This is a genomic window from Pseudomonas sp. P4795, assembly GCF_048822895.1.
GTDB lineage: Bacteria > Pseudomonadota > Gammaproteobacteria > Pseudomonadales > Pseudomonadaceae > Aquipseudomonas.
Genome location: NZ_JBMFBT010000013.1, coordinates 26,617 through 51,912 on the forward strand (window position 1 = coordinate 26,617; position 25,296 = coordinate 51,912).

The 25,296-nt window shown below is 57.6% G+C and carries 27 protein-coding genes; 18 read left to right on the plus strand and 9 right to left on the minus strand.

Annotated features, from left to right (window positions below; genetic code table 11):
* From ACOI8A_RS26530 to ACOI8A_RS26565, 8 genes are all read right to left on the minus strand, one after another.
* Nucleotides 1-2,025, minus strand: a complete 2,025-nt coding sequence (locus ACOI8A_RS26530) for a phage terminase large subunit family protein (RefSeq protein WP_420650390.1) — start codon at nucleotides 2,023-2,025, stop codon at nucleotides 1-3.
* Nucleotides 2,026-2,029: 4 nt separating this feature from the next.
* The gene (locus ACOI8A_RS26535) at nucleotides 2,030-2,632 is read right to left on the minus strand and encodes a terminase small subunit (protein ID WP_420650389.1); all 603 of its coding nucleotides are present in this window, start codon (nucleotides 2,630-2,632) and stop codon (nucleotides 2,030-2,032) included.
* A 146-nt stretch (nucleotides 2,633-2,778) separates the two neighbouring features.
* Nucleotides 2,779-3,123 carry a phage holin family protein gene (locus ACOI8A_RS26540; RefSeq protein ID WP_420650457.1) on the minus strand — a complete coding sequence of 115 codons (345 nt, stop codon included), beginning with the start codon at nucleotides 3,121-3,123 and terminating at the stop codon, nucleotides 2,779-2,781.
* Nucleotides 3,124-3,315: 192 nt separating this feature from the next.
* Nucleotides 3,316-3,792, minus strand: coding sequence for a hypothetical protein (locus ACOI8A_RS26545; protein WP_420650388.1), 477 nt, complete (start codon nucleotides 3,790-3,792; stop codon nucleotides 3,316-3,318).
* 328 nt (nucleotides 3,793-4,120) lie between these two features.
* On the minus strand, nucleotides 4,121-6,820 hold the full coding sequence (locus tag ACOI8A_RS26550; RefSeq protein ID WP_420651509.1) for a bifunctional DNA primase/polymerase: 2,700 nt from the start codon (nucleotides 6,818-6,820) through the stop codon (nucleotides 4,121-4,123).
* Nucleotides 6,817-7,023, minus strand: a complete 207-nt coding sequence (locus ACOI8A_RS26555) for a TraR/DksA C4-type zinc finger protein (protein WP_420650386.1) — start codon at nucleotides 7,021-7,023, stop codon at nucleotides 6,817-6,819. Before ACOI8A_RS26555 ends, ACOI8A_RS26550 begins: the two co-directional genes overlap by 4 nt.
* Complete coding sequence (locus ACOI8A_RS26560; protein WP_420650385.1) at nucleotides 7,016-7,504, minus strand: phage regulatory CII family protein; 489 nt, start codon at nucleotides 7,502-7,504, stop codon at nucleotides 7,016-7,018. Before ACOI8A_RS26560 ends, ACOI8A_RS26555 begins: the two co-directional genes overlap by 8 nt.
* A gap of 322 nt (nucleotides 7,505-7,826) precedes the next feature.
* The gene (locus ACOI8A_RS26565; RefSeq protein ID WP_420650384.1) at nucleotides 7,827-8,054 is read right to left on the minus strand and encodes a transcriptional regulator; all 228 of its coding nucleotides are present in this window, start codon (nucleotides 8,052-8,054) and stop codon (nucleotides 7,827-7,829) included.
* Nucleotides 8,055-8,153: 99 nt separating this feature from the next.
* Here ACOI8A_RS26565 and ACOI8A_RS26570 point away from each other — a divergent pair, with 99 nt between their 5' ends.
* The 18 genes from ACOI8A_RS26570 (at nucleotide 8,154) to ACOI8A_RS26655 (ending at nucleotide 24,546) form a co-directional block, all read left to right on the plus strand.
* Nucleotides 8,154-8,804, plus strand: a complete 651-nt coding sequence (locus ACOI8A_RS26570) for a S24 family peptidase (protein ID WP_420650383.1) — start codon at nucleotides 8,154-8,156, stop codon at nucleotides 8,802-8,804.
* A gap of 138 nt (nucleotides 8,805-8,942) precedes the next feature.
* Nucleotides 8,943-9,140: a hypothetical protein gene (locus ACOI8A_RS26575; RefSeq protein WP_420650382.1), complete on the plus strand. Its 198-nt coding sequence runs from the start codon at nucleotides 8,943-8,945 to the stop codon at nucleotides 9,138-9,140.
* Nucleotides 9,137-9,703, plus strand: a complete 567-nt coding sequence (locus tag ACOI8A_RS26580; RefSeq protein WP_420650381.1) for a deoxynucleotide monophosphate kinase — start codon at nucleotides 9,137-9,139, stop codon at nucleotides 9,701-9,703. Before ACOI8A_RS26575 ends, ACOI8A_RS26580 begins: the two co-directional genes overlap by 4 nt.
* A gap of 10 nt (nucleotides 9,704-9,713) precedes the next feature.
* Nucleotides 9,714-9,989 (plus strand): hypothetical protein, encoded by a 276-nt coding sequence (locus tag ACOI8A_RS26585; protein ID WP_420650380.1) that lies wholly within the window; start codon nucleotides 9,714-9,716, stop codon nucleotides 9,987-9,989.
* The gene (locus tag ACOI8A_RS26590) at nucleotides 9,986-10,369 is read left to right on the plus strand and encodes a hypothetical protein (RefSeq protein ID WP_420650379.1); all 384 of its coding nucleotides are present in this window, start codon (nucleotides 9,986-9,988) and stop codon (nucleotides 10,367-10,369) included. Before ACOI8A_RS26585 ends, ACOI8A_RS26590 begins: the two co-directional genes overlap by 4 nt.
* Nucleotides 10,366-10,608 (plus strand): pyocin activator PrtN family protein, encoded by a 243-nt coding sequence (locus tag ACOI8A_RS26595; protein ID WP_420650378.1) that lies wholly within the window; start codon nucleotides 10,366-10,368, stop codon nucleotides 10,606-10,608. The genes ACOI8A_RS26590 and ACOI8A_RS26595 overlap by 4 nt, the downstream gene beginning before the upstream one ends.
* 57 nt (nucleotides 10,609-10,665) lie before the next feature.
* Complete coding sequence (locus ACOI8A_RS26600) at nucleotides 10,666-11,010, plus strand: hypothetical protein (RefSeq protein ID WP_420650377.1); 345 nt, start codon at nucleotides 10,666-10,668, stop codon at nucleotides 11,008-11,010.
* A 51-nt stretch (nucleotides 11,011-11,061) separates the two neighbouring features.
* Nucleotides 11,062-11,883, plus strand: coding sequence for a YfdQ family protein (locus tag ACOI8A_RS26605; protein WP_420650376.1), 822 nt, complete (start codon nucleotides 11,062-11,064; stop codon nucleotides 11,881-11,883).
* Nucleotides 11,884-11,960: 77 nt separating this feature from the next.
* A complete protein-coding gene (locus ACOI8A_RS26610) occupies nucleotides 11,961-12,380 on the plus strand; it encodes a hypothetical protein (protein WP_420650375.1) in 420 nt (139 codons plus the stop codon).
* Nucleotides 12,377-12,862, plus strand: coding sequence for a hypothetical protein (locus ACOI8A_RS26615; RefSeq protein ID WP_420650374.1), 486 nt, complete (start codon nucleotides 12,377-12,379; stop codon nucleotides 12,860-12,862). The genes ACOI8A_RS26610 and ACOI8A_RS26615 overlap by 4 nt, the downstream gene beginning before the upstream one ends.
* Entirely contained in the window at nucleotides 12,763-13,911 is a 1,149-nt protein-coding gene (locus ACOI8A_RS26620; protein WP_420650456.1) for a tyrosine-type recombinase/integrase, read from the plus strand. Before ACOI8A_RS26615 ends, ACOI8A_RS26620 begins: the two co-directional genes overlap by 100 nt.
* Nucleotides 13,912-13,933: 22 nt before the next feature.
* Complete coding sequence (gene folE / locus ACOI8A_RS26625; protein WP_010456659.1) at nucleotides 13,934-14,479, plus strand: GTP cyclohydrolase I FolE; 546 nt, start codon at nucleotides 13,934-13,936, stop codon at nucleotides 14,477-14,479.
* Between the two features lie 101 nt (nucleotides 14,480-14,580).
* Nucleotides 14,581-14,952, plus strand: a complete 372-nt coding sequence (locus ACOI8A_RS26630; protein WP_420650373.1) for a glutaredoxin family protein — start codon at nucleotides 14,581-14,583, stop codon at nucleotides 14,950-14,952.
* 371 nt (nucleotides 14,953-15,323) lie between these two features.
* On the plus strand, nucleotides 15,324-16,673 hold the full coding sequence (locus ACOI8A_RS26635; protein ID WP_420650372.1) for an NCS2 family permease: 1,350 nt from the start codon (nucleotides 15,324-15,326) through the stop codon (nucleotides 16,671-16,673).
* An 89-nt stretch (nucleotides 16,674-16,762) separates the two neighbouring features.
* Entirely contained in the window at nucleotides 16,763-17,392 is a 630-nt protein-coding gene (locus ACOI8A_RS26640) for a LysE family translocator (protein ID WP_420650371.1), read from the plus strand.
* Nucleotides 17,393-17,745: 353 nt separating this feature from the next.
* Nucleotides 17,746-21,273 carry a calcium-binding protein gene (locus ACOI8A_RS26645; RefSeq protein WP_420651510.1) on the plus strand — a complete coding sequence of 1,176 codons (3,528 nt, stop codon included), beginning with the start codon at nucleotides 17,746-17,748 and terminating at the stop codon, nucleotides 21,271-21,273.
* A gap of 154 nt (nucleotides 21,274-21,427) precedes the next feature.
* Entirely contained in the window at nucleotides 21,428-23,026 is a 1,599-nt protein-coding gene (locus ACOI8A_RS26650) for a hypothetical protein (RefSeq protein ID WP_420650369.1), read from the plus strand.
* Between the two features lie 86 nt (nucleotides 23,027-23,112).
* Entirely contained in the window at nucleotides 23,113-24,546 is a 1,434-nt protein-coding gene (locus ACOI8A_RS26655) for a hypothetical protein (protein WP_420650368.1), read from the plus strand.
* A 139-nt stretch (nucleotides 24,547-24,685) separates the two neighbouring features.
* Here the strand turns inward: ACOI8A_RS26655 and uraH are convergent, their stop codons facing one another.
* Complete coding sequence (gene uraH, locus ACOI8A_RS26660) at nucleotides 24,686-25,039, minus strand: hydroxyisourate hydrolase (RefSeq protein WP_420650367.1); 354 nt, start codon at nucleotides 25,037-25,039, stop codon at nucleotides 24,686-24,688.
* Nucleotides 25,040-25,296 lie beyond the last annotated feature (257 nt).

Consider the following 25,296-nt stretch of genomic DNA (forward strand, 5'->3'; position numbering starts at 1 on the left):
TCAGCGTCTCTTCAGGTAACCGCTGGCAGAGCTGCGGCGTTGAGGGGATGCAGCAGCCGGTCGGGGTGTTGCGACCAGTGCAGCAGGTGGCGTTGCGGATGGCGCGGTGACGGCAACAGATGTCGGTTGTAATGCAATGGCGAAACGTTCGCCCTGAACGGGCTTGGTAGCTGTGGCGTCATCAAACAAACCGGCCTGTGCCAGCGACTGTCGAACTCGCTCCCAATCGTGTTCCTGATACCGGTTGATGCCCAAGTAATGGGCCATGGCCAAGCAATACACCATCAGGTCGAGCGCTTCGTTGCGCTCGGCCTTGCCCTTGACCCACTCGATGCGCTTGTGACCGCGCACGTAGCGAGCGACCTTGCGTTCCGCTACGCACTGGGCGAAGAATTCGTCCGGCAGATCGTTGGCAAAGTGCAGCGATCCCGGCCCATCCGGGAACGGGTAACGGTTGTAGATCCAGTCTTTGGCGGTGTCGGTACCGACGAACCACAGCTCGGCGCCGTTGCGTTCGGTCTGGCCCTTCCAGGTCACGTCGACCATGGACGGGCGCTGAGCGATCACCGGTCTACCCGGCTTGCTCGCCCCCTTGATGGCGAAGACGTTGCGCCAACGACGGACGCGGCAGAACTGATAAACCTCGTCGGTGTGGTGACCGCCGGAGTCGACACCGGTGGCGAGAATCCCCAAGCCGACGCCGCAGGGATGCCGATATCGCGCCTTCAGTTTCTCGTCCAGTACGGCCCAGGTGCGCTCGTCGGCTGGGTCACCCCAGATGATCTGGTGATCCACCACCCAGCGTTCCATGCCGACGCCGAAGCCCATCACCATCAGCTCCAAGCGGTTGGCCTGAACGTCGACAGCGCCGGTCAGCATCAGCACGCCCAGCGGCATCGCGCCAAGGGTGTAGGTTTCGAGACGCGCCCTGGCGATCAGCACTTCCGCCTTGGTTTGCTCGAGCGCGCTGTCCCATACCTTGGCCAGACGGGTGTTGTAGAACACCTGCATCAAGCTGGTATCACCTTGCGACTGCGCTTTTTTTGCGTCTTCAAACTCGACGGCGAGCGATGCCCAATCCATCCAACCGGTCGGCGAATATAAGGCACTGAGGTGAAACCCCACGGTCTTGCCATCGCCACGACCATGCGCGCGCCACTCACCTCGGGCGAGCATGTCGCTTTTGTGGTGCTCCTCGATCAGCACGTCGCACTCCGGGGCGGCGCACTCGTAATGTACGGTGGCGTAATCCGCGCTGTAGTGCAGCCGCTCCCACTCCAGCACCTGCATATGACCGCAGGTGGGGCATGGCACATAGTAGTGACGCTGGTCGCTGGACTCGAACAGATCGGCGATCCGCGAGGCGCCCTTGATCGTCGGCGAGCTGGAAAAATAGATCTTGGCGTTGCGGCCGAAGTTGGTCGCTCGCGTTTCGGCCAGCCGGATGGGATCACCCTCCTGCCCCACATCGTTTTCCCAGCGGTCAACTTCGTCGCCGTAGATGTAACGTGCCGACAGCTCCGAGAGGTTGGCCGCAGAACCGGCGGTGGTGACGTACAGCGAACCACCTTCGAATTCCTTGGTGTCCATCGTATTGCGCGCATCCCGCGAGCGACTGGTCGCCACGCGTTCGCGCAGCACCGGGGTGGCCTTGATGGTCTTGCTGATCCGCCCCGAAACCCGCTTGGACAATCCAAGGCTGGGCAGCAAGGCCAGGATGTTCGACGGCGCCATGTGGATCAGGCCGCCCATCCAGTTCAAGGCGATCTGGGTTTTCATCAACTGCGAGGCCACCATGGTGATCACGCGCCTGCAAGGGTGAGCCGGCGACAGGCAACGCATCGGCTCGCGGGCATAAGGTGTTCGCGACGTGCGGTACTGGCCGGGTTCAGGGGCGCCGGTGTCTCGTGGGATTCGCATGTACTCATCGGCCCACTCGTCGATCCAAAGGTCTGGATCGGGGCGCAGTCCACGGAAGTAGTTCTCACGGTACACCTTTGCACCGTCAGAAAACTCCGTGTGCATAGGTTCAATCCGGTGTCAGGGCATGTTCAAGATCTGCTGAAGAAAGGCGCTCTGCCTCTTCCAGCGTTTTTCGAAAAGTAGCCGCAAGATGTTTTTCGATCAGCCAAGGATCGGTCATGGTGGCAAGGTCTTGGGATAGCTGAGGCAGCGGCCCGAACAACTGATCGCGCAGCAGCCGGCCGGCGTCGTAAGCACCAGTTTCGACCGCTTTCTTGTCCACCAGTGAACCTTGGGCTTTTCCCAGTTCGATCTCTGCCAGCCTGGCCATGCTGTGTTCACGCAGGGCACGGGCTTTCTGGTAGTCGGGGAGTTTTCCGTCACCGGTAATCACTTGCGGCGGCGCAGCCATGGAAGTCGGCTCGGTCAAGGGGGACAGTTGGCTGTAAACGTCACGCTGAATCCGGTCTTGCTGGTGACGCTCGGCGACGGCGGCCTTGCTGGGGTCAGCAGTGTCGCGAATCAGCGCTTCGGTGGCATGCACATCAACCTGTTTGCCGTTGGGCGAAAGCACGAGCCGGTTGTTGTCTTTAAGCCAGGTGATGTAGCTCGGCGACCTGCCGAGCCGGGCCGCGAAGGCGCTCTTCGACAGGTAGGTTGGTTCTGTCATGAGCCCTCCTTTTTCAAAGTATTTCAATGAATCCTTTCAAGATTTCAATGCTTGAAATTTCAGTAAGCTGGGAAGCCTGCCGCTAACAGTTTCCCGCGGGTTTCCGACCCCGTACCCTCCGAAAAACCCCAGGGTCCCCGGCGGTTTCAGGCTGGCCCGCCACCATTCGGCGGGACCTCGCAAACACCCAAGCGCTTGGCAGCCCAGCGTTCGTACAAGCCGATGGCAACATCTGCACCGGCCATGGCTGTCAGGCAACCCAAGGCGCCCGCCGTCCAAAGCGACATGCCCGCCGCGATCATCAGCATCATCGCCGAGACCCCACAGACAATGCAGGCGCCGGATCGAAGTGCAAGCCGGCGCATCAAAGCCCAGCCACGCGCACCATCCTTGTCTGCTCGCCACATCTCACCCGATACGCCGCCGACCAGAGCCAGGACGATCACCAACCAGATCGGCATCTCTGCCAGCGCTTGCTGCTCATTTGTCATGTTGTGCCTCAAGTGAAAGAGCACGCCGAACACAAAAAAGAAAACCCCGCCGGAGGGCAGGGTTTTCAATGTCGCGGCGAACGCCAGGACGAAGTGCACAGCACGTGCTCGGGGGAAGCGCCAACGCGCAGAATCCATATCGTGGGGACTTTTTACCTGTCTCCGGAAAAACCGAAAAGAGGCTATTTTCGGTCATTCACCTCGACGCGACTTTGACGCAACCTTGACGCAACTTTGAGGTAAATCACGCCGACGAACGGTATAGCCATGAGCAACGCCCATACGCGCCATCAGGATCACCATCACCTGCTGGTGCAGTGCCTGCACCCAGTTTCGGTAAGTCCGGTCAGCGCCTTCGGCCAAACCAATTTCACGCATCTGCTCACGCACTGGAACCCCGTAGTGGTATCGAAACCGAGCTAACTTCGCCAAGGCTGGCCCACGCCCTGCACCACTCTCCATCTCAGCAATAGCCGCGTCGACCTCGGCGGCGGCGTAGTCCATGCCGGTACCGCCACCGAGAAGCGGACGGGAGCCAGGTGTCCCGCGCGGCGCGCATCCCTTCCAATCCATGATGGCGCCCATTTGACTGCCCAAGCTGGCCTCATGGCCGAACCGGGCTTGCTGCTCCCCCCAATGCCGCATCAGGCTTTCGATGTCATCGATCATCGACCTTTCCTCCGAAAAACCGAACCCAACACAGAAAACCCACAACCCGACACAAACCCAACACAGATAAATCCCTTTAAATTCAATGCTTCAATCGAATCTGAGTTGAGTGTGTTGGGTTTGTTGGGTTTATTAGTCTTCGCATAAGAAAAAAATCCTTCTGTTGAATTCGATGCAAAGAACGTCATGCATGCGCGTGCGCGACACGAAACCCAACACACCCCACACAACACCCGCGAAGCCACGTAATTCGGGCACTTAAACTGTGTGGGGTATTCAAAAACAACCCGACACACACTCGACACACCCAACACACTTTTGAAAACAGTCATGCTGCAAGCGCCTTGATGTGATCCCAGCTGTCCACATGCCAGCCCGCCAGCTTGGCCTTGGCCCGCCAGTTTTCCACCTGCTTGCCCAGCTCTGCCGCCTTGAGTGATGGGGGCGGGGAAGCATCCAAATCAACAGGAAAGAAAAACGCGCCAAAGCGACGGTTATTGCCGTCAGTCCAGGGTATCGCCCGCGTCTTATCCACTTCGGAACTGATGAACAGCGAGAACTTCGTCTGACTCATCACATGCTCTTTGTTGCGCTGGCACCATTCGAGGAAAAGCGAATAGAGGTCAGTCGACAGACACGGCCCCCAAAGACCATGGCCCAACTCGCTGTACTTCCAAAGGTGCAAAAAGGTTTGCCAACCTGCGCGACTCAATGCCACCAAACGCTCTCGCGCGTCGGTCGATGGTGGCCGAGTGCGCTGGTTGAAGTCGCCTAGATCGACCGATAGCAACCAACCGTAGAGCGCCGCAACACCACCCTGCTCTAGCTCACGACCAATAGCCTTTTGCCGGGGCACTGGTAGCGTTTCCATTGGCCACATGACCAGCATTCGCCGATCACTGTCGCTGATGGGCCACGGAAGAATCTCGTTGCTTAGAAACACCGCGTTCATGTGGTTGGCTTCTTCCCAGCCATTGATGAACTTCGATTCCATACGTACTGTTTTGCCGGTGATCAGATGCTTGATCTTGCCCACTTGGTTGTAACGCTGATCGCGACTGACAACCTCTTCGAAAACTGACCACAGCTTGCGGCTCTGCCATGCGTTGAAACTGCTCTCCAACTGCGTCTGACCAACAGTCGCCGCGTATTGGCCGTAGAGCATGCCAAGCGCGTCAGCAAACAGGAGGCTCTTACCCGAACCTTCCATAATCGAATGCATCAACACAGCCGTATCCATCTTGGCGCCCAAGTGCTGCAGCGGATAAGCCAACCAACGAGTTAGCCAACCGGTAGCCGCTTCATCATGGTTACAAAGAAATGAGATCAGCCAACGCAGGTTGGCACAGGCTGCATCATCCCTCACTGGCTCAAGCGGCAACCCGTCGAAGGTATTGATATACACCGCAGGATCTTTCGTCATGGTCGGATCAAACACGATGTGTTCAACGTCGACGGTGCGCCGTTCGCTGCTGTTCAGCCACAGCGGGTAAGTGTCACCCAACGCCATCTTCACCGCGCCCTCGGCAATTCGCCGCTTCTTCTCGCGGTCCCATACGTCTTTGGTGCCATCGATGTACACATAGCGATCGGTAGGAGACATGCCGAATGCGCCACCTTTCTTTCCAGCCATTCGGCGCGCCTGCTCGATTTCGCGAACATGGTCGTCAGAAATCAGCCTCTTACCAGTGTCTTCCAACCATGCTTTGGCGAGCGGCTTGCCCACCCGAGCTTCGAAGGCGGACTTCTTCATTACCTTCGACTGGTCGCAGTCCCACACGTGAGTGGTGCCCTCGACCAAGGCGAAACGACGAAGAATGTGGTCGAGTGTCATGACCTCCCCCGCCCCCCCGTCAGGTGCAGGAGCAGCCTCGCCCGGGATGTCCGTCTCGGCCTGGATCGGCCCGATGGCATCACCGGATGGGGGCGGGGGAAGATCGCTCGGATCGGGACGCGCCGAGTGCTGCATTCCAAGCGTCCGCGCAGCATCCTTCACCGCTCGCGACTGATCGCCACCGTGTTGCAACAAGCAGAACACCTCGAACGCGTCGTTCTGATGACCGTTCGCGAGCGGATCGGCGCCGTGGTGCGAATAGACCTTGCCATCATCACTGACCGTCACACCCGGCAGCCCGGTGCTGCTGTGTGGATACAGCCATTTACTGCCGCGCTTGATGTAGTCGTGGGCACGCAGCAGCTCTTCAACGTCGTGACTGCGATTGAACTCGTCGATCACCGAGGGCTTACCGGCTGCCGGTGGCGCACGCTTGATGACCTTGGCCGGCGGTTTTATCGGCTTTGGCGCCCATGGACACGCCGCCTCGGCATCTCGCTTGAAGATGTCCCAGTTGTTCCAGATGGACAGCAACTCCGGAGTCAGCATCGGCAAGCCATCACTCACACTCGGCGGCGTGCGCCAGGTGTAAGGTTTACCCGTGCCAGGGTGGATCGATGGTGGCAATACATCCTGAACCAACCCGCCGCGCAGCTCGAACACCGTGATGCGCTGGTATTCGTCCGCCTCAGCCCGCGCCTCGGATTCACCCGCTGCATCACCTGCTTCCTTCGCGGCTTTTGCCTTGGCGATCAGCGCCTTGTGTATCGATCCGTCAGGGTCTTTCTCGTTGGGCCATGCCAGCGAATGACGGCTCAGTTCAAGACCGTCAGGGACGCGGAACATAATACGAAAACGCGCTGGGTTGCCCACCACTGTCGGAAACACCAACGCCATCGCATCAAGATCTATTTCCAGCAAGTCGTAGAGAACATGCCGCGTCCACTGCACGTCATCGACGTCCAGGGAGCAGATACGGCTCGGCCCCAGCACAACACCAAGGTTGTGCTCAGGTTTTTTTGTCCAGAATGCCGCAGCCTTCGCCGAATCGGTGAAGTACCCACCCGGCTTATTCCAGCCCATCCCCTTCGGGCCTTTCTGACCTGGCTCAATCGGAACCAACGCCAGACCAAACGTATCAACGTAAAACTGTGCCCAATCAGCAGTAGGCAACCGGTTGTTGTGATCCGTCATCTGCGCCGCTCCCGCAACCCCTGACAAGTGACGCAGGTCTGACAACCTTGAATCGTCTGCTGTCGAAGCAACGGAATAGGATCATCGCAGTCTTCGCAAAATTGAGCGCTGACACGACTTGAGGGGATACGGCGACTACGGTGCAAAGCAACGTCGAGCAGATATTGAGCTTGGTCGTTAGCGCGATCGATATCGTCAGCCATCTTTGCGATCCTCCATCGCCTGACGCGCACCTGCCATGATGCCGAGAATTTCGCGGATTACATCAGCCCCGTGCTTCTCTAACGCGAGGACCTCATGAAGCTCCCAGACGTTGTCCTTGGCTGCGTCATGCATGCTCGATACGAACTCTGCGGTTTCACCCAAAACTTTACCAACTGCCTTCAGCGCTTCCGAAGTTGCAGGCACTGGAACTGGCTTGTACCAAACCACTCCGGCAGGACGCATCAGCGCATCCAGTAGCAACGGATTGGCCGTCAGCCGGACAACATCTTCCAGCTCGTCCGGCGTAAGCCAGCGGCGCTCCTCGTCGAGCTTCAGTTTCTTCTGAAGCGAGTCGTTATCCATGACCATGTCGAAAGCCAGGGCTGTGATGCCACCCCGATAATCACGCCCAGCGCGATAAAGCGCATGACGCAGAGAAAGGACCGGACCAGCGTCCGGCAAAAGATCTGTGCGACTCATAACCGTAAATCCCCTGTTTACGGTGTGGCCGTAGAGCCAAACACGCTCTATCCTACGACCACGACCGATGTGCTGTGCGAATCGTGCTGTGCAGCACGGCTCATCGTTCCAGTCGGCCCAGGGGATTCTTATGGTGAGAGGTCCTGGGCCGACGCGCTATGTAGCGACTTGCATGTACCTTGTGTAGCTCGTTACTTCCGGCCTGTAGTTTCTTTGGTGAGAGGTTGCAGGCCGGTGTTTCAAGTGGCGGTACGGTATGTGCTGCGTATCGCCACCGCTGGGCTGGGGGATTCTTATGGTGAGAGGCCCCAGCTCTGCATTTTTATGCACCCTTTGAGCCTCGCAAATAAGCCCAATCTACGTCCGGTCGAAGCTGTTCACAGCTAACAACCCCCTGACTCTCACGCTCGATACATACAGCCAACGCGACGCTAGCCCTTCGGTTTCCATATGCGACTTGTCTCAGCTGCCCTGCGGATGTGAGACAGCGGGCAGCAAACGCATCAAGCGCACTCTTATCTAAAGCTTTGATGTAATCGTGCAAGGTCATAGCCGTCTCCTGTCATGAGACAAGATTAGCAATTGCTAAAGAACAGAGCAATAGCAATCTGTAATTTACTAAATGCTAAATGGGCGTAAAAATTCAGGGATGAATATCAATGAACTCCGCGTTGAAGCTTTGAGGCGCCTGATCGGCAATTTGAAAGCGAAAGAATTCGCCGATAAGCATGATCTGGATGCCTCTTACATATCCCAACTTTTGAATGGCCACAGGCCTATGGGTGAAAAAGCAGCGAAGACTCTGGAGCAGAAAATTGGCCTAGCAGCCGGCACGCTTGTCATGCCACCGGTATCCATTGACGCATCAGTACAAACCAATTTGCACCCGGGCCCTGAATTCACTAGACCCTTTCGTCGAGCCACCATCCGAGGTACAGCGCAGTTGGGTCCAAATGGATATTGGGAAGCTTTAGAAGCTACAGATGGCTGGATTGACGTCCCTACTGCAGATCCTGGCGCTTACTCATTGAGAGTCAAAGGCGAGTCAATGGCACCGGCGATCCGGAATGGTTGGGTCGTTTGGTGCGAACCGAATCACAGCCTTATACCTGGTGAATATGTGATGGTTCGACGCGTGAACGGCGAGTGCATGGTGAAGGAGCTTTTGTACGAGAATCACGAGGAGGTCAGCCTTATGGCCGTTAACGACGGCTATGGACGCTTGACGATCCCCCGCAGTGAGATTGAACAGATTCATTATGTTGGCGGGATCGTGCCGCCGAGCAAAATTAAATACTGATCCCCCCTCCCCTTTGATTGAAACCCGCATTTGGCGGGTTTTTTTTGGCCAAACAAAAGTAAATTAGCATCTGCTATTGCTAAATTATTTAGCTGTTGCTAATTTTAGCTCGTACCCCTCTCACCACGAGTACGAGACATGCAAATCTCACAGCACAGCAACACCCGCTGCCCTATCTACCTGCACCCAGCGGCATGCAGTAGCCGCGCCGCCGTTGAAGCCATTCAGCGCCGCACAGGCCTGCTGGTGATCACCACCCCTAAAGGTCGCACCGAGGCCATCAAGCCCCCTGCCGCAGATGACAGCCATTCGCCGTTCGGGGGTGACGCAGCATGAAGCCACTTCTAATCGGCCTTGCGGGGCGCGCACGCTCGGGCAAAGACACTGCGGCACAACACCTGGTGAATAATCACGGATTCCAGTGCTACGCATTCGCTGATCCGTTGCGTGACGGCCTGATGCACATCCTCAATCTCAGCCCGTGCGACTTCGAAGGCGAGCAAAAGGAACAAGCGTTGCCATGGTTGGGGCGCTCACCCCGCGAACTGATGCAGTCCCTAGGCACAGAGTGGGGCCGCGACAACGTGCATCCCGAACTGTGGCTGCTACTGGCCGCGCAGAACCTAGACCTACTGGCACGCACCCACGACACCGCACGCGGTTTCGTCGTCAGTGACATTCGGTTCAACAACGAAGCGGACTTCATCCGTAAGCGCGGCGGCGTAGTACTTCACATGGATCGCGTGGTGGCATCACCCGTAAAACCGCACAGCAGCGAAAACGGAATCCAGATTGCTCCTGGCGACTTGCGGCTGAAAAACGATGGCTCCCTTGATGAATTGTTCACGAACGTCAACGACATCGTGGACACGCTGCACGCCCGTGCAGCGGTCGCCTGAGGACAGCGCCATGAACCGCACCCTCGACGAAACAGCCGCAGTGCTCGGACTCAAACCCCGGAAATTTCGCGAGCAACTGCGCGCGCTCCACGTGCTGACGCAAAGCGGCGACCTAGCCAGCCACCACCGTGGTGGCGGTAATCTGTTTTCAGACCCGCGCAGCGTCCAGATCGGGACCACCAACCATTACAAGCATTACGCCGTGGTGATGGTCACCGAGACCGGCGTGCAATGGCTGGCCAAGAAGCTGGGCATCACCATCACGCACAAGGACGCCGCAGCATGAAAACCAACTACTTCAATGCCTACACCCAAGCCCTTGGCGCCCTGAGACTGATCCCCATCTACCTGGACAGCCCGGGCGTAGTCAGCCGCGCCACACTGATCGGCGCCGCAAGCGAAGCCATTGATCTGCTGGACAGCGTGCCTTGCCGGACAGTGGAACTGGCCGAAGTTTTCCGTTGCGTGAACAACGTGATCCAAGACGGCCAGGTGGCCTATGCCACTCCGACCAACTCGCCCGAGCATCCATTCGGCGCCGTTGTCGCTGATGCCGACGGTAACGTTTGCGCCGCCGGCATGGGCAAAAGCAAAGAAAGTCTCGCTGAACTGATACGCCTCAAGTTGCTGCCCCCATCGGAGGGGTTCGGGGAGGTCGCTGCATGAGCAGTACCCTCGACCAGCTTCGTAAGCAGTTCGCAACACCCTGCCCGTCTCTGACGGCAGTGCGGGAGCAGTACTTCCCGCACATCCGCACCGATCGCTACCTGCTGAGTGAGATTAAGGCTGGCCGCATTGCTCTCGTCGTGACGAACCTGCACAACTCGGCCCGTACCAAACCGGTGGTTTACCTGCACAACCTGGCTGCCTTCCTCGACGCCCATGCGCCGAAGGATGCGGCCTGATTCAACGGTGCCCCTGCCGTCCAGGGGCAACAACATCCACTCAATGAGGCACAGCACATGAGCAAAGCACGCCCCTTCATCGACACGCTACGGGACATCGAGGCCGGCGGTCTGCTCGATGAATTGAGCGATACCCAACACAGCCTGATCGACGCCATCCGCCAGACGGGCAAGGGTGGTGAACTGACCATCAAGCTCACCTACAAGCCAGACGGCAGTGGCCAGATGACCATCAAAGCCGACGTCAAAGCGAAGGAACCGATCCTGTCTCGCGGCACATCGCTGTTCTTCCTGACTCCCGAGGGCAACTTGACCCGCCGCGACCCACGGCAACAGGACCTGCCATTGCGCACAGTCAGCGAAGACCCGGCACTGGAAAAATTGCGACACGTAAGCCCGTAACGCTTGATTCGAAAACCTCTCACCACAGCATCACCCAACGGAGCACATCCAATGCAACAAGCCATTCAACAGCTGATCACCCTCGCACAGGCGATCGGTAAACCGATTGATCATCAAGGGCTGGCAGCACCCATCTCCCTGCTTCCCGACGGCGTGGGTGTTCACTCCCTTGAGCACCTGCTACCGAACCCGACCCGCACGCGCCAGAAACTCACTGTGCTTGATGCCGAGTCCTTCATTGCGTACGTGAACCGCTTCGCCGATGCCGCGACCGCAGTGTTCTGCAACGGCCCCGAAGGCCGTACCTTCTTGGCGGTTATCGACTACCACCAGCCTACCGCCCCCGCCTGGCGCGACCACGTGGCCACGTACCGTTGCCCTACCAGCATCGAGTGGGGCCGCTGGAAAGAGAACGACCGCAAGCGCATGGATCAGGCAACGTTCGCCGAGTTCATCGAAGAAAACGTCCGGGACATCACCCAGCGTGCAAACGAAGCGAACGACCCAAGCCCGGCCGACATGCTGGAAATCAGCCGCACCCTGGAAGCCAAGAAAAACATCACCTTCCGCCAAGGCACTCGCCTCGACAACGGCCAGGTTCAACTGACCTACAACGAAGAAATCGACGGACGTGCCGGCGAAGCGGGTCAGTTGCGCATCCCGGAACAGTTCTTCATTGCGGTGAAACCATTCCTCGGCGGTGACGCCTTCTGCGTTCCAGCCCGCTTCCGCTACCGGATTCTGGAAGGTCGCCTGCAAATGTGGTTCGAACTGGTGCGCCCCGACAAAGTGCTTGAAGAGGCGTACAACGCCGTTCGCCAGAAGATCCAGAGCGCAATCGGCGAAGTACCGCTGTACGAAGCCACCCTGTAACTAATCCCCAAATAACAACCCGCCGCCGGCCTCTCACCAAAAATCCTGACGGCGGGTTCTACCGAGGTACACAGCACATGACAGCAATTCAGATTTGCGCACTGATCGTTCTGATCGTACTTGTTGGACTCACCTATTGGACGGGCTATCGCACTGGCCTAATTGACGGCCGAAGTGAAGGCATTGACGAAGGCAAGGCTATTCAACAATCGGATAGTTCAGAGACCAGCCGCAGCCTGCAGCACTCAATTGATCAATCAAAGGCTCATTACAAGCAACTCTACGCACATTATGAGCGAGCACTCGCTGCATCCAAATTTGGTGACGCAGAACGGAAAGCGCTGCTGGATATCGCTGACAAACTCCGAATAGCGGCTGAGACATTCAGTGCATTTCGCACAGGCAAGAAACTAGAGCGAGACACTCTCCTCCTTCGCGAGCAGGCGCTGACCATGGCCGACTTGTTGCAGGTAGTAGTGCAGAGAGATGACGCATGAACAACTCGTTCTCCTACTTCGGACCAACCCCCTATCGCATGTCGGAAGAAAGCAGCATGCGTGTCCATTTGAACGACCAAATTTCGACCGCTAAGAAACGTTCGCCCGCGAAGCTTGCCGAGGAAATCAAGCGTTGCGATGACACTGCTGAACCCTCGCTGCCGACCTATCACCTGGACAAAATTCCAGAGGACAAGATGGCCGAACTGGTCGGTACTAGCCGCCGGGCATTGCAAGGTAAGCGCGCCAGAGGGGTCATTCCGAAAGGAGTCTGGAACACCATCGATAGCCGCATTTACTACAGCCTAAGGAGATACGAAGCATGGCTCGAGAGCCAATGGGATTGCCCACCGGAGTTGAATTTGCTGGACAGTCCGTCCGCATTCGCTTCACCTGGAACGGGCAACGCCGTTGCGAAACCCTCCCCTATCCCCAAACGCCGAAGGGGATTAAGGCTGCCGCCGACCTACGCGCTAACGTAACCAGCCTGATCAAGCACGGCGTGCTGGATGATCAGCGCTACGCCGAACTGTTCCCCAACTCTACCTATGCCAACTACTCGGCGACTCCCCGTTTCGGGGAGTACGCCCAGGAGTGGCTCAACAGTCGCGAAATCGTGGCCGGGACACGCAAGAACTACCTCGGCTCGCTCAATCTGTACTGGATGCCTTATCTGGCGATGCTGCCTATCGACAGCATCACGTCGGTGATGCTGCGCAAGGTAGTAGCCAACACCGAATGGCCGACGCCGGGCGTAAAGCGCGCGGCGATCCAGCGCCTGACCACAGTGTTCGGTACCGCAGTAAAAGATGGCCTGATCAACCGCAACCCAGTGGAATCCATCGAACTGCCGGTGAAGGCCAAAAAGCCCATCGATCCGTTCACGGTTGGCGAGGCGAACCAAATCATCGATCACCTATATAAGACGCTGACCCATTCGATGCGGATCTACGCCGCGTACTTCGAGTTCGCCTTTTATACCGGCATGCGCCCCAGCGAGATCGCTGCGCTGCGCTGGGAAGAGGTCGACAAGGAAAAGCGGCTAGTCAATGTGTGTCGAATCGTCGCGGACTATAAGATCGAGGAGCGTACCAAAACCCGTAACGGGCGCCAGGTCATGCTCAACAGTCGCGCACTGCACGCCATCGAGCAAGCCGAGCTGGTAGCGCAACAACGTGCCTTGCAGAGCCGGCGCAAACGCACCGAATCAGGCTACGTATTCCCACCAACGAAGAACTTCGAGTTCATTCAACAGTCGAGCGTCACCGACAAACACTTCCAGGCTGCACTGACTGAATTGGGGATTCGCGCCCGCCGGCAATACAACTGCCGACACACTTACGCTACCATGTGCCTCATGGCGGGTATGAACCCTGCGTTTATTGCCACTCAGCTCGGTCATAGCGTTCAGATGTTGCTATCGACCTACGCCCGATGGATCAACTCCAGCACCGACTGGGGTGAACTCGGAAAGCTCGAAAACAGCTTGATTGGTACAAAATTGGTACAGACAGAAACAGTACCCCTCTGAAACCCTTATGGAATCAGCCTCTGTGACATTGGAACAGAACTACACCGCGATTCTCGGCCAATTGGGCGAGGACGTTTCCCGCGAGGGCCTGCTCGACACGCCAAAGCGTGCCGCCAAAGCCATGCAGTACCTCTGCCGCGGTTATGAACAGACTCTGGAAGAGGTCACCAACGGTGCCCTGTTCAGCTCTGATAACAGCGAAATGGTGCTGGTCAAGGACATCGAGTTGTACTCGTTGTGCGAACACCACCTGCTGCCGTTCATCGGCAAGGCGCACGTCGCGTACATCCCGAGCGGCAAGGTGCTGGGCCTGTCGAAGGTCGCGCGGATCGTCGACATGTACGCGCGCCGTCTGCAGATTCAGGAAAACCTCAGCCGCCAGATCGCCGACGCGGTGCAGCAAGTCACCGGCGCGCTGGGCGTGGCCGTGGTGATCGAGGCCAAGCACATGTGCATGATGATGCGCGGTGTGGAGAAGCAGAATTCGTCGATGATCACTTCGGTGATGCTCGGTGAGTTCCGTGAAAACGCAGCGACCCGCAGCGAGTTTCTCAGCCTGATCAAGTAATGCGTGACCGAAAAAACCGGCGTTGATCGCCGGTTTTTTTTCGTCCGTGAAAAATCGGGTAAGCTGCGCGCCTTCTTCAATGTCCCTGTGAGGCTTGTAACGTGTTCGTCAAAGCGCTTCGTGTCGGCCTCGGCCAACTGATCATCTTCGTTGACTTCCTGACCCGTCCGGGCAAGAAGCAACGCCCCGCCGCTGCTCAAGCCCAAGTAGACGCCGCGGCCAAGGACCTGACTCTGTATCAGTTCCACGCCTGCCCGTTCTGCGTGAAAACCCGCCGCAGCCTGCGTCGCCTGAACGTGCCGGTGGCACTCAAGGACGCAAAGAACAACGAGCAGGATCGCCAGACCTTGCTGGAACAGGGCGGCAAGATCAAAGTCCCTTGCCTGCGCATCGAAGAGAATGGCCAGACCACCTGGCTGTACGAATCCAACGCGATCATCGATTATCTGAATACGCGGTTTGCCGCGGTCTGATGGTGCTCTGTGTTGCTGGTGACCCTATCGCTGGCAAGCCAGCGATCAGGCCCGCTGAAATAACACAATATCCAGACAAAAATAAACCGGCCCAAGGCCGGTTTATTCGTTTTCAGGCCGCTTTGGCGGCCTGCGCCTGACGCACCACCGCTGCCAGACACTCGAGTCCTGCGCATATATCCCTATCGACAAAACTTTCGTCGACAAAACATAAAACAATATTTGCTTTATTTGTACACAAAAGCATAATCCACAGCGTGCGAGTTCCTGACCAAGCGGTCAACAAATTCGCGTATGCCTCAAAGGGCCGCTGCCACCCCTCATGGGTCCGGCCCTGGAAATAACAATAAAACTCTTGAGGAGTACTCGCTGTGGAAAGCCGCAAATCCGAAGCATCGCCGCTGGATCTCTCGCCGCCGTTACGCAATGGCTTGCTTGAGCGCATCTTCAAACTCACCTTGCATGGCACCACGGTGAAGACCGAGCTGATTGCCGGTCTGACAACCTTCATCACCATGGCCTACATCATCTTCGTCAACCCGAACATCATGGCCGACGCCGGGATCGATCACGGTGCAGCCTTCGTCGCCACCTGCATCGCCGCCGCCCTGGGCTGCTTGTTGATGGGCCTGTACGCCAACTGGCCAGTGGGCTTGGCGCCAGGCATGGGCCTCAACGCATTCTTCACTTACACCGTGGTCGGCACCATGGGCTACAACTGGGAAACCGCGCTCGGTGCGGTGTTTGTTTCCGGTGTGTTGTTCATGATCCTGACTTTCTCGCGCATTCGTGAATGGTTGCTCAACAGCATTCCGGTCAGCCTGCGCTATGCGATGGGGGCGGGTGTTGGCCTGTTCCTTGGCCTGATCGGTCTGAAAACTGCGGGCATCGTCGTCGATAGCCCGGCGACACTGATCAAACTCGGCTCCCTGCGCGAGCCCGGCCCGCTGCTCGCTGCGATCTGCTTCCTGATGATCGCGATCCTCAGCTATCACCGCGTGTTCGGTGCGATCCTCATCAGCATCATCACCGTGACCCTCGCCGGTTGGGGCCTGGGTCTGGTGCATTACGAAGGAATCATGTCGGCCCCGCCGAGCCTCGCGCCGACCTGGATGGCGATGAATGTCGCCGGCGTGTTCAACGTCAGCATGATCAGCGTGGTCCTCGCCTTCCTTTTTGTACACATGTTCGACACCGCCGGCACCCTGATGGGCGTGGCTCAGCGCGCCAATCTGGTCAACGCTGACGGGCGCATCGAAAACCTCTCGCGCGCCATGAAAGCCGACAGTGCCTCCAGCGTATTCGGCGCTGTGGTCGGTGTTCCGCCAGTCACCAGCTACGTGGAAAGTGCTGCGGGTGTCGCTGCGGGTGGTCGGACTGGTCTTACCGCAGTCACAGTGGGTGTGCTATTTATAGCGGCAATGTTTTTCGCACCGCTGGCCGGCATGATTCCGGCTTACGCCACCGCCGGTGCACTGATTTACGTTGCAATGCTGATGATGGGCGGCATGGCCCACATCGAATGGGACGAGGCCACCGACAGCATTCCGGCCATCGTCACTGCGATCATGATGCCGCTGACCTTTTCGGTCGCCGACGGCATCGCGCTGGGCTTCATCACCTATGTGGCGCTGAAGGCCGGCACTGGCAAGTACAAGGAAATTTCGGTCAGCCTGTGGGTGCTCTGCGCGATCTTCATCGCCAAGTTCATCTTCTTGTAAACCGCACGCGGTTCACGCTTTACATCAGCCTCACCCTTGCGGGTGGGGCTTTTGCACATTCTTGATTACAACAAAAAAGGAGCAAAGTGATGAGTCTGGAAACCTGGCTGCTGTTCAGCGGCGCTGCGCTGGTGGTGATCCTCATTCCAGGGCCACTATCGTTGCTGATGATCAGCAACAGTCTGAATTACGGGTTGCGCCGTTCCTACCCGGCGTTTCTTGGTGGCGTGTTCGCTTCGATCTGCCTGCTCAGCGCTTCGGCACTCGGGTTGGGCGCCCTGCTGCTGGCTTCCGAACAGTTGTTCAGCGCGCTGAAAATCGTCGGCGCGATCTACCTGTTCTACCTCGCCTGGCAGAGCTGGCAGCAATCGCGCCAGCCATCGGTCGGCGCCGAAGTACCTCAAGCGGCGCCGGTGCCGCGTTTTCGCGCGTTGTTCAGCCGAGCGTTCGTGCTGGGGGCGAGTAATCCCAAGGACATTCTGTTTTTCGCCGCGTTTCTGCCGCAGTTCCTCAATGCCGAACAACCGTTTCTGCCACAACTGCTGGTGATGATTGCGACCTGGACCGTGCTGGATCTGCTGTGCAAGTTGACCTACGGATTGGGCGCCCATGGTGCGGCGCGGTATTTGCGTAGCGGCAAGGGCCAGAGTTGGTTTAACCGGATCAGTGCCGGATTGTTCGGCGGTGCCGGTGCCGCTTCACTGCTCAGCGGTCATTGAAATATAGTGTTCTGATTTGATACTGCCATCCTCGATATCCAAGTTATGCATCGAAGATGGCAGCCAACTATCCTGCGACCTTGGTAGTTGGAGCATAAACGCAACACACCGCAACACCCCGTCGATGTACTTCATTTGAAACGTCCCCCTAAGATGGCGCCGCAGCGCAACATCAATTCCAGGACAAGGACGTTCAAATGGCAACTCTGATACTTGATGCTTCGATAGAAAAAGACACGGTACTCGTTACAGACGTGGAACTTGTCTCGAATCAACGCTCGGCTTCGACAATTGATTTCGATGAACTTGAATCTGTTCAGCCCTCAGTCGAGGGCAAACATAAAAGAGCGCAATTGAAAACCGTCGACCAGCTATTTGGTCCATTGCACATTGGCGAATATTCGATTACCCGTTCGGCTCTGGACGCATTGGGCGCCACCGTTGACGGACAGCCGTTAAATGGCAATAACACATTCTTCCAGACACCGAAAAAGACGTTCATCAATGCTCTGCAATTTGATCCTGCAGCCATAGAAGCGCGCATGAAACAAACTTCGGGCGCGGATGATTATTTGCTGCCGGCCCTGCTCTTTGAAATTGCCAGCCGACGGCCGTTGACCGCCCCGGCGATGTTGCACACTAATCTGGATACTGAGGCTGATCCAGGCGTTTACCAGGCCAAACTGAAACAACTGCTGAACTCGGCGCACAAGCTCAACATCCGCCATGCACACCTTGCCGAGCCTCTGCCGCACTGGATCAAGCGTTCATCCAGTCGCACGATGGCCGGCACCGGCATCGGACTTCAGGCGTTCGGTATCTACAGCGGACTGCGCGGCCTGCAAGATGCGCTCAGGAACAAGGATTCGTATGGCATCGTCTTCAACAGCTCCGCATTCACCGCAGATGTTGCCTCGATAGCGATTGATCTGGCGGTCGCGCGCAAAGCCACGCAAATGATCAAAGCCAGCCAGAGCGCTTATCAGGGATTTGCCAAAACCAGCTTCGCCTTGAAGTTGGGTCGCAGCGGCGGTTTGATTGGCGGCGCCTTGACGTTGCCGTTCGACATCATTGCCGCCGTAGACGGTTTCAACGCTGCAGCCAAGGCAACCGGCAAAGAAGCCATCAATCACTACGTCAATGCTGGCTTGAGTGTCGCCAGCGCAACCATGACCGTGCTGCTCGGGGCGGCAGCACTGGCCGGTTTTTCCTTCGCAGGTCCGATTGGTCTGATCGCCGGTTTGTTGCTGGTGGCAGGGTCGCGGGTCTGGGCCGCCATCAATGTGGTCGATGACATTGACGATTACATCACCCTGACGACCGACGAACGCCTGCGCACCGGCTGGTTTGCGTTCTGGGGTATCAGCCCGGATGAAACGATCGAAGATCGCCACGCGATTGCCAAAGCCACCGCACAACATTCGCAACAACTGCAAGCCACGGCCAGAAAGTTGCTGGACGGGGATCTGAAAGAACAGACCGAAGCCATCATCAATGGCAGTTTCCATGTCGATCTACAGCCGATCCAGGTTGCGACCTACGACTGGACGCCAGAAAACCCGCAGTACAGAACCGTCAAACGTGCGCGGATCAATGACGACGCCGACACCATAGACGCGCGCGACGGCATCACCGCGGACACGCCCGGCGCTGTATTGGGGACGACAGCAGATTACAAAGGCGTGTTGTGGTTCATCGGCGGCGGTCACGACACTATTCAGGGCGTGAAGAACAAACCCAACAGCTATTACTATGCCGCCGGCAAAAAACACCTGAGCGGCGGTAGAAAAGACGATGAGTTCATCTATGAAGGCGCCGCCGCCCTTTTGCAGAGCGGCGCTCACGAAGGGTCGATTTCCGAATTGAAAGGAGGCCCCGGCAGCGACACTCTGAAACTGGCCGGCCACTTCCCTGAAACCAACGACGAACGTTACGGCTTCAGGATCGATCTCGATAAAGGCGAGATGTCGGTATTGGTCAAGCCGCCAACTCGCAAAGAACAGGCCTATAAACCGCACAGCACCCTGCGCAGTATTGAAAACGTCGAAACCCTGGCCGGCGCCACCAATGAAGTTATCGGTAACGATGGCCCGAACATCATCAAGTCGCGCGGCCGTGATGACATCGATGCCGGTGCCGGCGATGACCAGGTCTACTTGCTCGGCAGCTACAGTTCGGCTCGCGGTGGAGCCGGCAAGGATGCTTTCGCTATCGCCTATATCCCGGGGATGGTGTCGATCATTGAGGACGCGGTGGACGAGAGCATCATTGCACTCGACTGGCGATCGGATCTGATCGAAAGCTGGCAGGTAGAAAAGACCGAACTGGTGATTACTTCGCGATTTGAAATCGACGACATCAGCAAAAAAATTGTAAGGATCAAGAACGTCTACAAACAAGTTCAAGACCAACGCTTGCTGCAAAATGCCAAACTTTCATTCATCACCAAAGATGGTTTTAACCTGGTGCCCGAGTTGCCACCGAGCATCGATACCTCGCAGCTAACTGATGTACCGGTGGTCATCATTCAGCAGGGCACCCGCCACTTACCGGTGATTGTCTACGCATCAGAGTGCATCGTTCCTCACAACAAAAGTTCCAGCTACTGGGTTTCGCGCAACAATCTTCTGACCGTCTTCAAGGCAAACGAATACAACAAACATTTCGCCACCACGCTGCACCTGGACTACGCCAGCAATGAACTGACTCACGCTGAGGCTTATTACAACGCTGACCTGATACACGCAACCAGCGCAAATCACATCATGTACAAACAATGCGATCTGACTCTGCATTTCGGTGAGAAGCAGATCACGCTAAAAAATCTGGCAGCGTCACGTATGGCCGGGCATACGAAGATCAATGGGCGACTTACCAGGCCCGTACTGGAAATAAAGCACCCGTTCATCTTGATCATGAACGACGGAGTCTCTTACCGTCTCACCTTGCCCGATGCAGCCGACAACGTGTTCGTTAACAGTCACTTTGAAATTAGTGGCCCCTTGCAATGGAACAGCACTGTCCGGTTGCCGTTATCAGCCAGAGTCGGCAACCATCAATACCTGCAACCACTGGACAACGAAGCGCATGCGCTGGGTAACCGCGAGAAGTGCGTCAAACTCAACCCGGCCACTGCACCGACCGCCGTCGAGTCCCTGACCGGTGAAGGATCAAAGTATCTGGTTCATCTTGGCTCGGGGATGTCGTTACGCATCGCGACGCCGGATGCACTGGCCGGCGCGAGCAAACAATTGGCCTATGCCTCGACCTGGGAATTTGACGCTACAGCCCTCGGCAACGTCGAAATCAAACTTGCCGACGGCCAATTGCTGCTTGGGCAAACGGTCATTCATTTGCCTGAGTATAAAAGTCCTGCAGACCTTGTTGATCAGGTGCGAGTGATCACGGCCAAAGGTATCGTCTACGCTGTCGACCTGATTTTCGACGCGGTGTACATCGAAGCGCTCGACGCCCGCTTCCATGTACCTGCCAGCGGCCTCACAGCCACCCTCCCCGCCGAACTCGACCCGATGACGATGCCGCAGATACCCGTGCGTAACATTGCCATGAAGGATGGCAGCAGCGGCGCGTTGTCTTATCACCTGACGCAGCGCCGCTGGATACTGGATACGGACACGTCCCGCAGCATTACCGCAGAAGATCTGCAGACCACCCATCACTGCACTCACCAACTGAAGCTGTTCGAGGAAGTCGCGAAGATTGGCCTCGGTTACTCTCCTCCCCTTGGCGAGCAAGCCATGAAAGCCTTGCGTGAGCAGTGCGTGAAACTCATGGGCGATCTGTCGCTTGATTACGCCGCAAAATTGTCCAGAGCGAAGAACCTGGCCTGGCTGCTGTCCGGACAATCGCACTTCACGTGACGGCGGCGCTGGACACGCTTTGCATCAGTTGCTCACGCCGATTGATATATGTACCACACGCCAGACGCCCGGCTTGACGATCATTCAGCCCCCTTAAGCCACCACCAGATTCCAGGCTTTACACAACTGAATGATCGATAGCGGAGCACTTCAAATGGCCAAGCCACCCAAGCAGATTCCTGCTGCCCATTCATCGCCCCCCAGACCCGCAACGGAAACTGCGCGGGTCAGCGGCGATGACATCCATATCCTGCGCCCAGGCTTGCACTCGCAAGCCGGCGATATACCTTCTGCCGGGCATTCCTCGCAGCGCCCGCCCGAAACCGAGGGCGGCACTCGACAGCCCGCAGTCGAAGTCAGCGAGATGCTGACGCGACAGCAGCCAGGCGAATCGAGCACTGCGCCTGACGCACTGAACCTGTCCGCCCGCCCCACAACACCGACATTTCTTCCCGCACATCTGGCCATCAGGCTGACGCCCGCCACTGATTCCCCGGAAGGTATCCGTTATGACGGGCGAGACCGAATCTACGTGGATATGCGCGAAGGTACCGCCATGGTGTCGAAAAATCCGGACGGGCACTATCAGCTGACCTCCGCCAACGAGTTGGTCCCGTCCGGTTATCTGGTGGAACCGATTCGCGGAACGCACCTGTGGCAAAAACTGCAACCGGGCGCAACGCGTCGACCGGCGGCAGATGCAGCCGATTCTGTGGCTGGCCCAAGCAAGCGTGCGCGTGTGGAGGATGATCAAAGCGCCCCGGCCGAGGCACTTTCTGGAGTACTTGATCTGTCCAGCCGCCAGTGGCGCAACTGGGGTCAATCGACCCGGCCGACGTCCGGGCAATCGGTGGAGATCGACGGGCTGCATTATCCGATCGTGTCGCAGATCGTTCGCTCCAATACGCCGGTTGTCTGCATCAAGCACCCACGTTTCAACCCCGAGCGATTTGACGCATTCGAGCAGATGCTTGTAGACGAACCAGCGCTGCAGCCGCGTTGGGCCACCCGAAGCGCGGATAACCGCTGGGCAGTTGCGGACACTCGTCTGCCGTTCGAGAGATCGCTGACGCGATCGGTCGCCGAGTCTTTCGAGTATTTGTCCGGGCAGTCCTCCAGAGCCGTGGCCAAGACCCTGTTCTACCAATCCCGCGGCGCTGAAGTGATTAATGGTGAAGGTTTGCAGGTTCTCGGTCAGACCCTGCGCCACTGGGAAAACCGAGCCATTCCGGCGCCCCGGCGCAGTCTCGCCGACCCGTTGATGCTGTTGCCTGTACAGCCAACCATGCACGATGGGACCTCTGGCGGCAGAATCGAACTGCCCGCGGCATCTGCAGCGGGTCTGCAGCGCATCGACTTTGAGTCAACGCAATTCCCTGAGCTATGGCGTGGATATGCGGCGGCACCCGGCGATATGAATCTGCAGAATCTGTTCAAGAGCATTCTGGAAAGGCACGGATACAGGGTCAGTCCACCGAACTATTCCCTGATGGAAAACGCTCTGGTCTTTCACCGACCGGGACTTGATGTCCTGTTCGTACTGAAACTGCCGATGGTTTCCGCAGACTTTATTCCTCGCTATACCAAACCGGGTTCCGAATTGAACAGTTCGGCGGCGCTGATGCAACTCGATGACGCGGGACGCCAAAGGCTGAGCGCACTGCTGGCGCAGGACAACGTCATCTATCTGGTTGGCGGGATTGATCCACTGAATCCGCAAACCCCTTCCCTGTTCGTACTTCGAGAAGGCTGACGTCAATGAGCCCCAAACGCCCGATAAGACCCAAACCCTCTTCAACAGACAATACCCCTGCAGTCCGTGACACGGCACCGGACGTTGTGCCCGGAACACGCTTCAGCACAGGATTGCCAGCCATCGACTCGGCATTCGGTCACCCGACCGGACAAGTGCCACGGCAGCCGGACTTGCCTGACTCGACCGTGGAAATCATCGACCTGCCGGCCGATACGCAAATCCGCCAGACGCCCCTCGACCGGCCTATTGGGAGCTATTTTCTGCCGCCGGTGCTGGTCAACCGTTTGCCACTTGCCGATGCGCAATCCGGATTTCGCCTGGCGGGCCGTTACCTCTACGCAGACCTTGTCGATGGCGGAACAGTGTTGATCGGCAGCGACGCACAGAATCAATTTCGCGCCAGGTTATCGAATGAATTGCTGGCGTCCGGTCCGTTGCTTGAACGGGTTGAAGGCACCAATCACTGGCGCCCGGTTCGACCGACTGTCCAGCCTGATCACTCCGAATTGGTCGTCACTCGCCAACGTGTGCCGGATGATCCCCATGCTGCACTGCGTGACCCGTGGAAGGGCTGGGGAATTGACAGCCAACATGCTTCAGCGGATGACATCCGCGTCGATGGTATTCAGTACAAGGTCGTACCACGCGGTGCAGTGAATGATCCGATCGTCTACATCAAAAACCCGATGCACATGGTTTACGACTTCGATCTGCTGGATCAGACGCTGAGGACCAATCCGCTCGAACAACCGCGGGCTGCAATTCAGGTTCCGCCGACCTATCACTGGGTCGTCGACCCGACATTGCCGTTCCAGAGCCCCATGACCGAATACGTCGCCAGCTACTTTCCAGAGCTGTCGGCGGTATCGCTGGAGAATGTAGCGTTTCAGCAGTTTGTGCTGGCGAACGGCTCCAGCATCGCCACCGGTTCAGGCTTGACCCTGCTGCGCCAGACGTTCAATGACTGGAAGGTCGGCAACAACCATCCGCGACCGCAACTGGCTGACCCGCTGTTGATGCTGCCGATCTTGCCGTCCACGGGTGGCGGCACCGTGCGGATCACTGAATTACCGAGTGCGTCGGCGAACGGTGCGCTGCAACGACTGGATTTCAATCCGCAGCTGTTCCGACAGGAATGGCAGTATGCGCAGGCAACCCAGACCGCCGTGGACCTGAAGCGTTTCATGGCAACGCTCCTGACCCGCAACGGCTACACCGTATTCGACCCGAGCATGTCCAATGCCTATCCGGCCGTGGTGTTTCAGCGAACCGGGCACGATTACGTGTATTTCCTCAGCCTGCATCGCATCCGCGGTCGAAAAATCAACCAGACGCTGAATACCGACCCGAACAGTGCCAGCCTGCGCCTGCATATCCAGGTGGGCACACGGGCAGCACAGGTCGTGGTGGACGCGCACGCCGCCAACAAACTGATCTGGCTGCGGGGCGGCTCGCAATTGCTGGCCTCTGCCCCGGACACAGTCTTTATCATTCGCGACGGCCACTCGAGGCTCTGATAACCGTCTCGAGCTGAACAGGCTCGCGCACACCGCGCGAGCTTTTTGACCGACGAAAAAAAGCCCGCAGTGTGGGCGGGCGAAAGACCAAAGAAGCTCTATGCGCAGTCGCTTCCCGGTAGGGGCAGCTGCTTGGGGGTCAGCTGCCCCGATACGTGGAATAGCTGTAAGGCGAAATCAGCAGCGGGACGTGGTAGTGCTCCTGTTCGGCAGAGATGCCGAAGCGCAGCACCACCACGTCGAGGAATGCCGGTTCCGGCAGTTGCACGCCACGGGCGCGGTAGTAATCGCCGGCGTGGAACTGCACCTGATAGACCCCGGTGCGGTACGCGTCGCCTTGCAGCAACGGCGCATCGACCCGACCATCGCTGTTGGTGACCGCACTGGCGACCAATTCCAGTTGCGAACCTTCAACGCGGTACAGCTCGACCTTGATCGAGCTGCCCGGGCAACCGTGTGCAGCGTCCAAAACGTGTGTTGTCAAACGTCCCATTGATTCTGCGCGCCTGCCTGCAATGAGCAGTCAGACTTCGCGCCTCCCGAAGTCAGTTGAAAAGGAGACCGCACCGTTTCGGAGCACGAAAAGCTGCGGCGAGCGACTGATTAAGACACTTTCCAAAAAAATTGTACACAATAAAAACGACATTTTTCCATTCACCGCCGCCATCCACCGATTTTCCGGGGATCTGCCCGCGAACCATGCATCTGTTGAACCTTGCATCCATTAGCTGACTGGTCAGGCAGGTTTCT

What these genes read in the sequence shown, in the direction of transcription:
- ACOI8A_RS26530 (WP_420650390.1), bottom strand. Translation starts at nt 2,025, where the DNA reads ATGCACACGGAGTTTTCTGACGGTGCAAAGGTGTACCGTGAGAACTAC.
- ACOI8A_RS26535 (WP_420650389.1), bottom strand. Translation starts at nt 2,632, where the DNA reads ATGACAGAACCAACCTACCTGTCGAAGAGCGCCTTCGCGGCCCGGCTC.
- ACOI8A_RS26540 (WP_420650457.1), bottom strand. Translation starts at nt 3,123, where the DNA reads ATGACAAATGAGCAGCAAGCGCTGGCAGAGATGCCGATCTGGTTGGTG.
- ACOI8A_RS26545 (WP_420650388.1), bottom strand. Translation starts at nt 3,792, where the DNA reads ATGATCGATGACATCGAAAGCCTGATGCGGCATTGGGGGGAGCAGCAA.
- ACOI8A_RS26550 (WP_420651509.1), bottom strand. Translation starts at nt 6,820, where the DNA reads ATGACGGATCACAACAACCGGTTGCCTACTGCTGATTGGGCACAGTTT.
- ACOI8A_RS26555 (WP_420650386.1), bottom strand. Translation starts at nt 7,023, where the DNA reads ATGGCTGACGATATCGATCGCGCTAACGACCAAGCTCAATATCTGCTC.
- ACOI8A_RS26560 (WP_420650385.1), bottom strand. Translation starts at nt 7,504, where the DNA reads ATGAGTCGCACAGATCTTTTGCCGGACGCTGGTCCGGTCCTTTCTCTG.
- ACOI8A_RS26565 (WP_420650384.1), bottom strand. Translation starts at nt 8,054, where the DNA reads ATGACCTTGCACGATTACATCAAAGCTTTAGATAAGAGTGCGCTTGAT.
- ACOI8A_RS26570 (WP_420650383.1), top strand. Translation starts at nt 8,154, where the DNA reads ATGAATATCAATGAACTCCGCGTTGAAGCTTTGAGGCGCCTGATCGGC.
- ACOI8A_RS26575 (WP_420650382.1), top strand. Translation starts at nt 8,943, where the DNA reads ATGCAAATCTCACAGCACAGCAACACCCGCTGCCCTATCTACCTGCAC.
- ACOI8A_RS26580 (WP_420650381.1), top strand. Translation starts at nt 9,137, where the DNA reads ATGAAGCCACTTCTAATCGGCCTTGCGGGGCGCGCACGCTCGGGCAAA.
- ACOI8A_RS26585 (WP_420650380.1), top strand. Translation starts at nt 9,714, where the DNA reads ATGAACCGCACCCTCGACGAAACAGCCGCAGTGCTCGGACTCAAACCC.
- ACOI8A_RS26590 (WP_420650379.1), top strand. Translation starts at nt 9,986, where the DNA reads ATGAAAACCAACTACTTCAATGCCTACACCCAAGCCCTTGGCGCCCTG.
- ACOI8A_RS26595 (WP_420650378.1), top strand. Translation starts at nt 10,366, where the DNA reads ATGAGCAGTACCCTCGACCAGCTTCGTAAGCAGTTCGCAACACCCTGC.
- ACOI8A_RS26600 (WP_420650377.1), top strand. Translation starts at nt 10,666, where the DNA reads ATGAGCAAAGCACGCCCCTTCATCGACACGCTACGGGACATCGAGGCC.
- ACOI8A_RS26605 (WP_420650376.1), top strand. Translation starts at nt 11,062, where the DNA reads ATGCAACAAGCCATTCAACAGCTGATCACCCTCGCACAGGCGATCGGT.
- ACOI8A_RS26610 (WP_420650375.1), top strand. Translation starts at nt 11,961, where the DNA reads ATGACAGCAATTCAGATTTGCGCACTGATCGTTCTGATCGTACTTGTT.
- ACOI8A_RS26615 (WP_420650374.1), top strand. Translation starts at nt 12,377, where the DNA reads ATGAACAACTCGTTCTCCTACTTCGGACCAACCCCCTATCGCATGTCG.
- ACOI8A_RS26640 (WP_420650371.1), top strand. Translation starts at nt 16,763, where the DNA reads ATGAGTCTGGAAACCTGGCTGCTGTTCAGCGGCGCTGCGCTGGTGGTG.
- ACOI8A_RS26650 (WP_420650369.1), top strand. Translation starts at nt 21,428, where the DNA reads ATGGCCAAGCCACCCAAGCAGATTCCTGCTGCCCATTCATCGCCCCCC.
- uraH (WP_420650367.1), bottom strand. Translation starts at nt 25,039, where the DNA reads ATGGGACGTTTGACAACACACGTTTTGGACGCTGCACACGGTTGCCCG.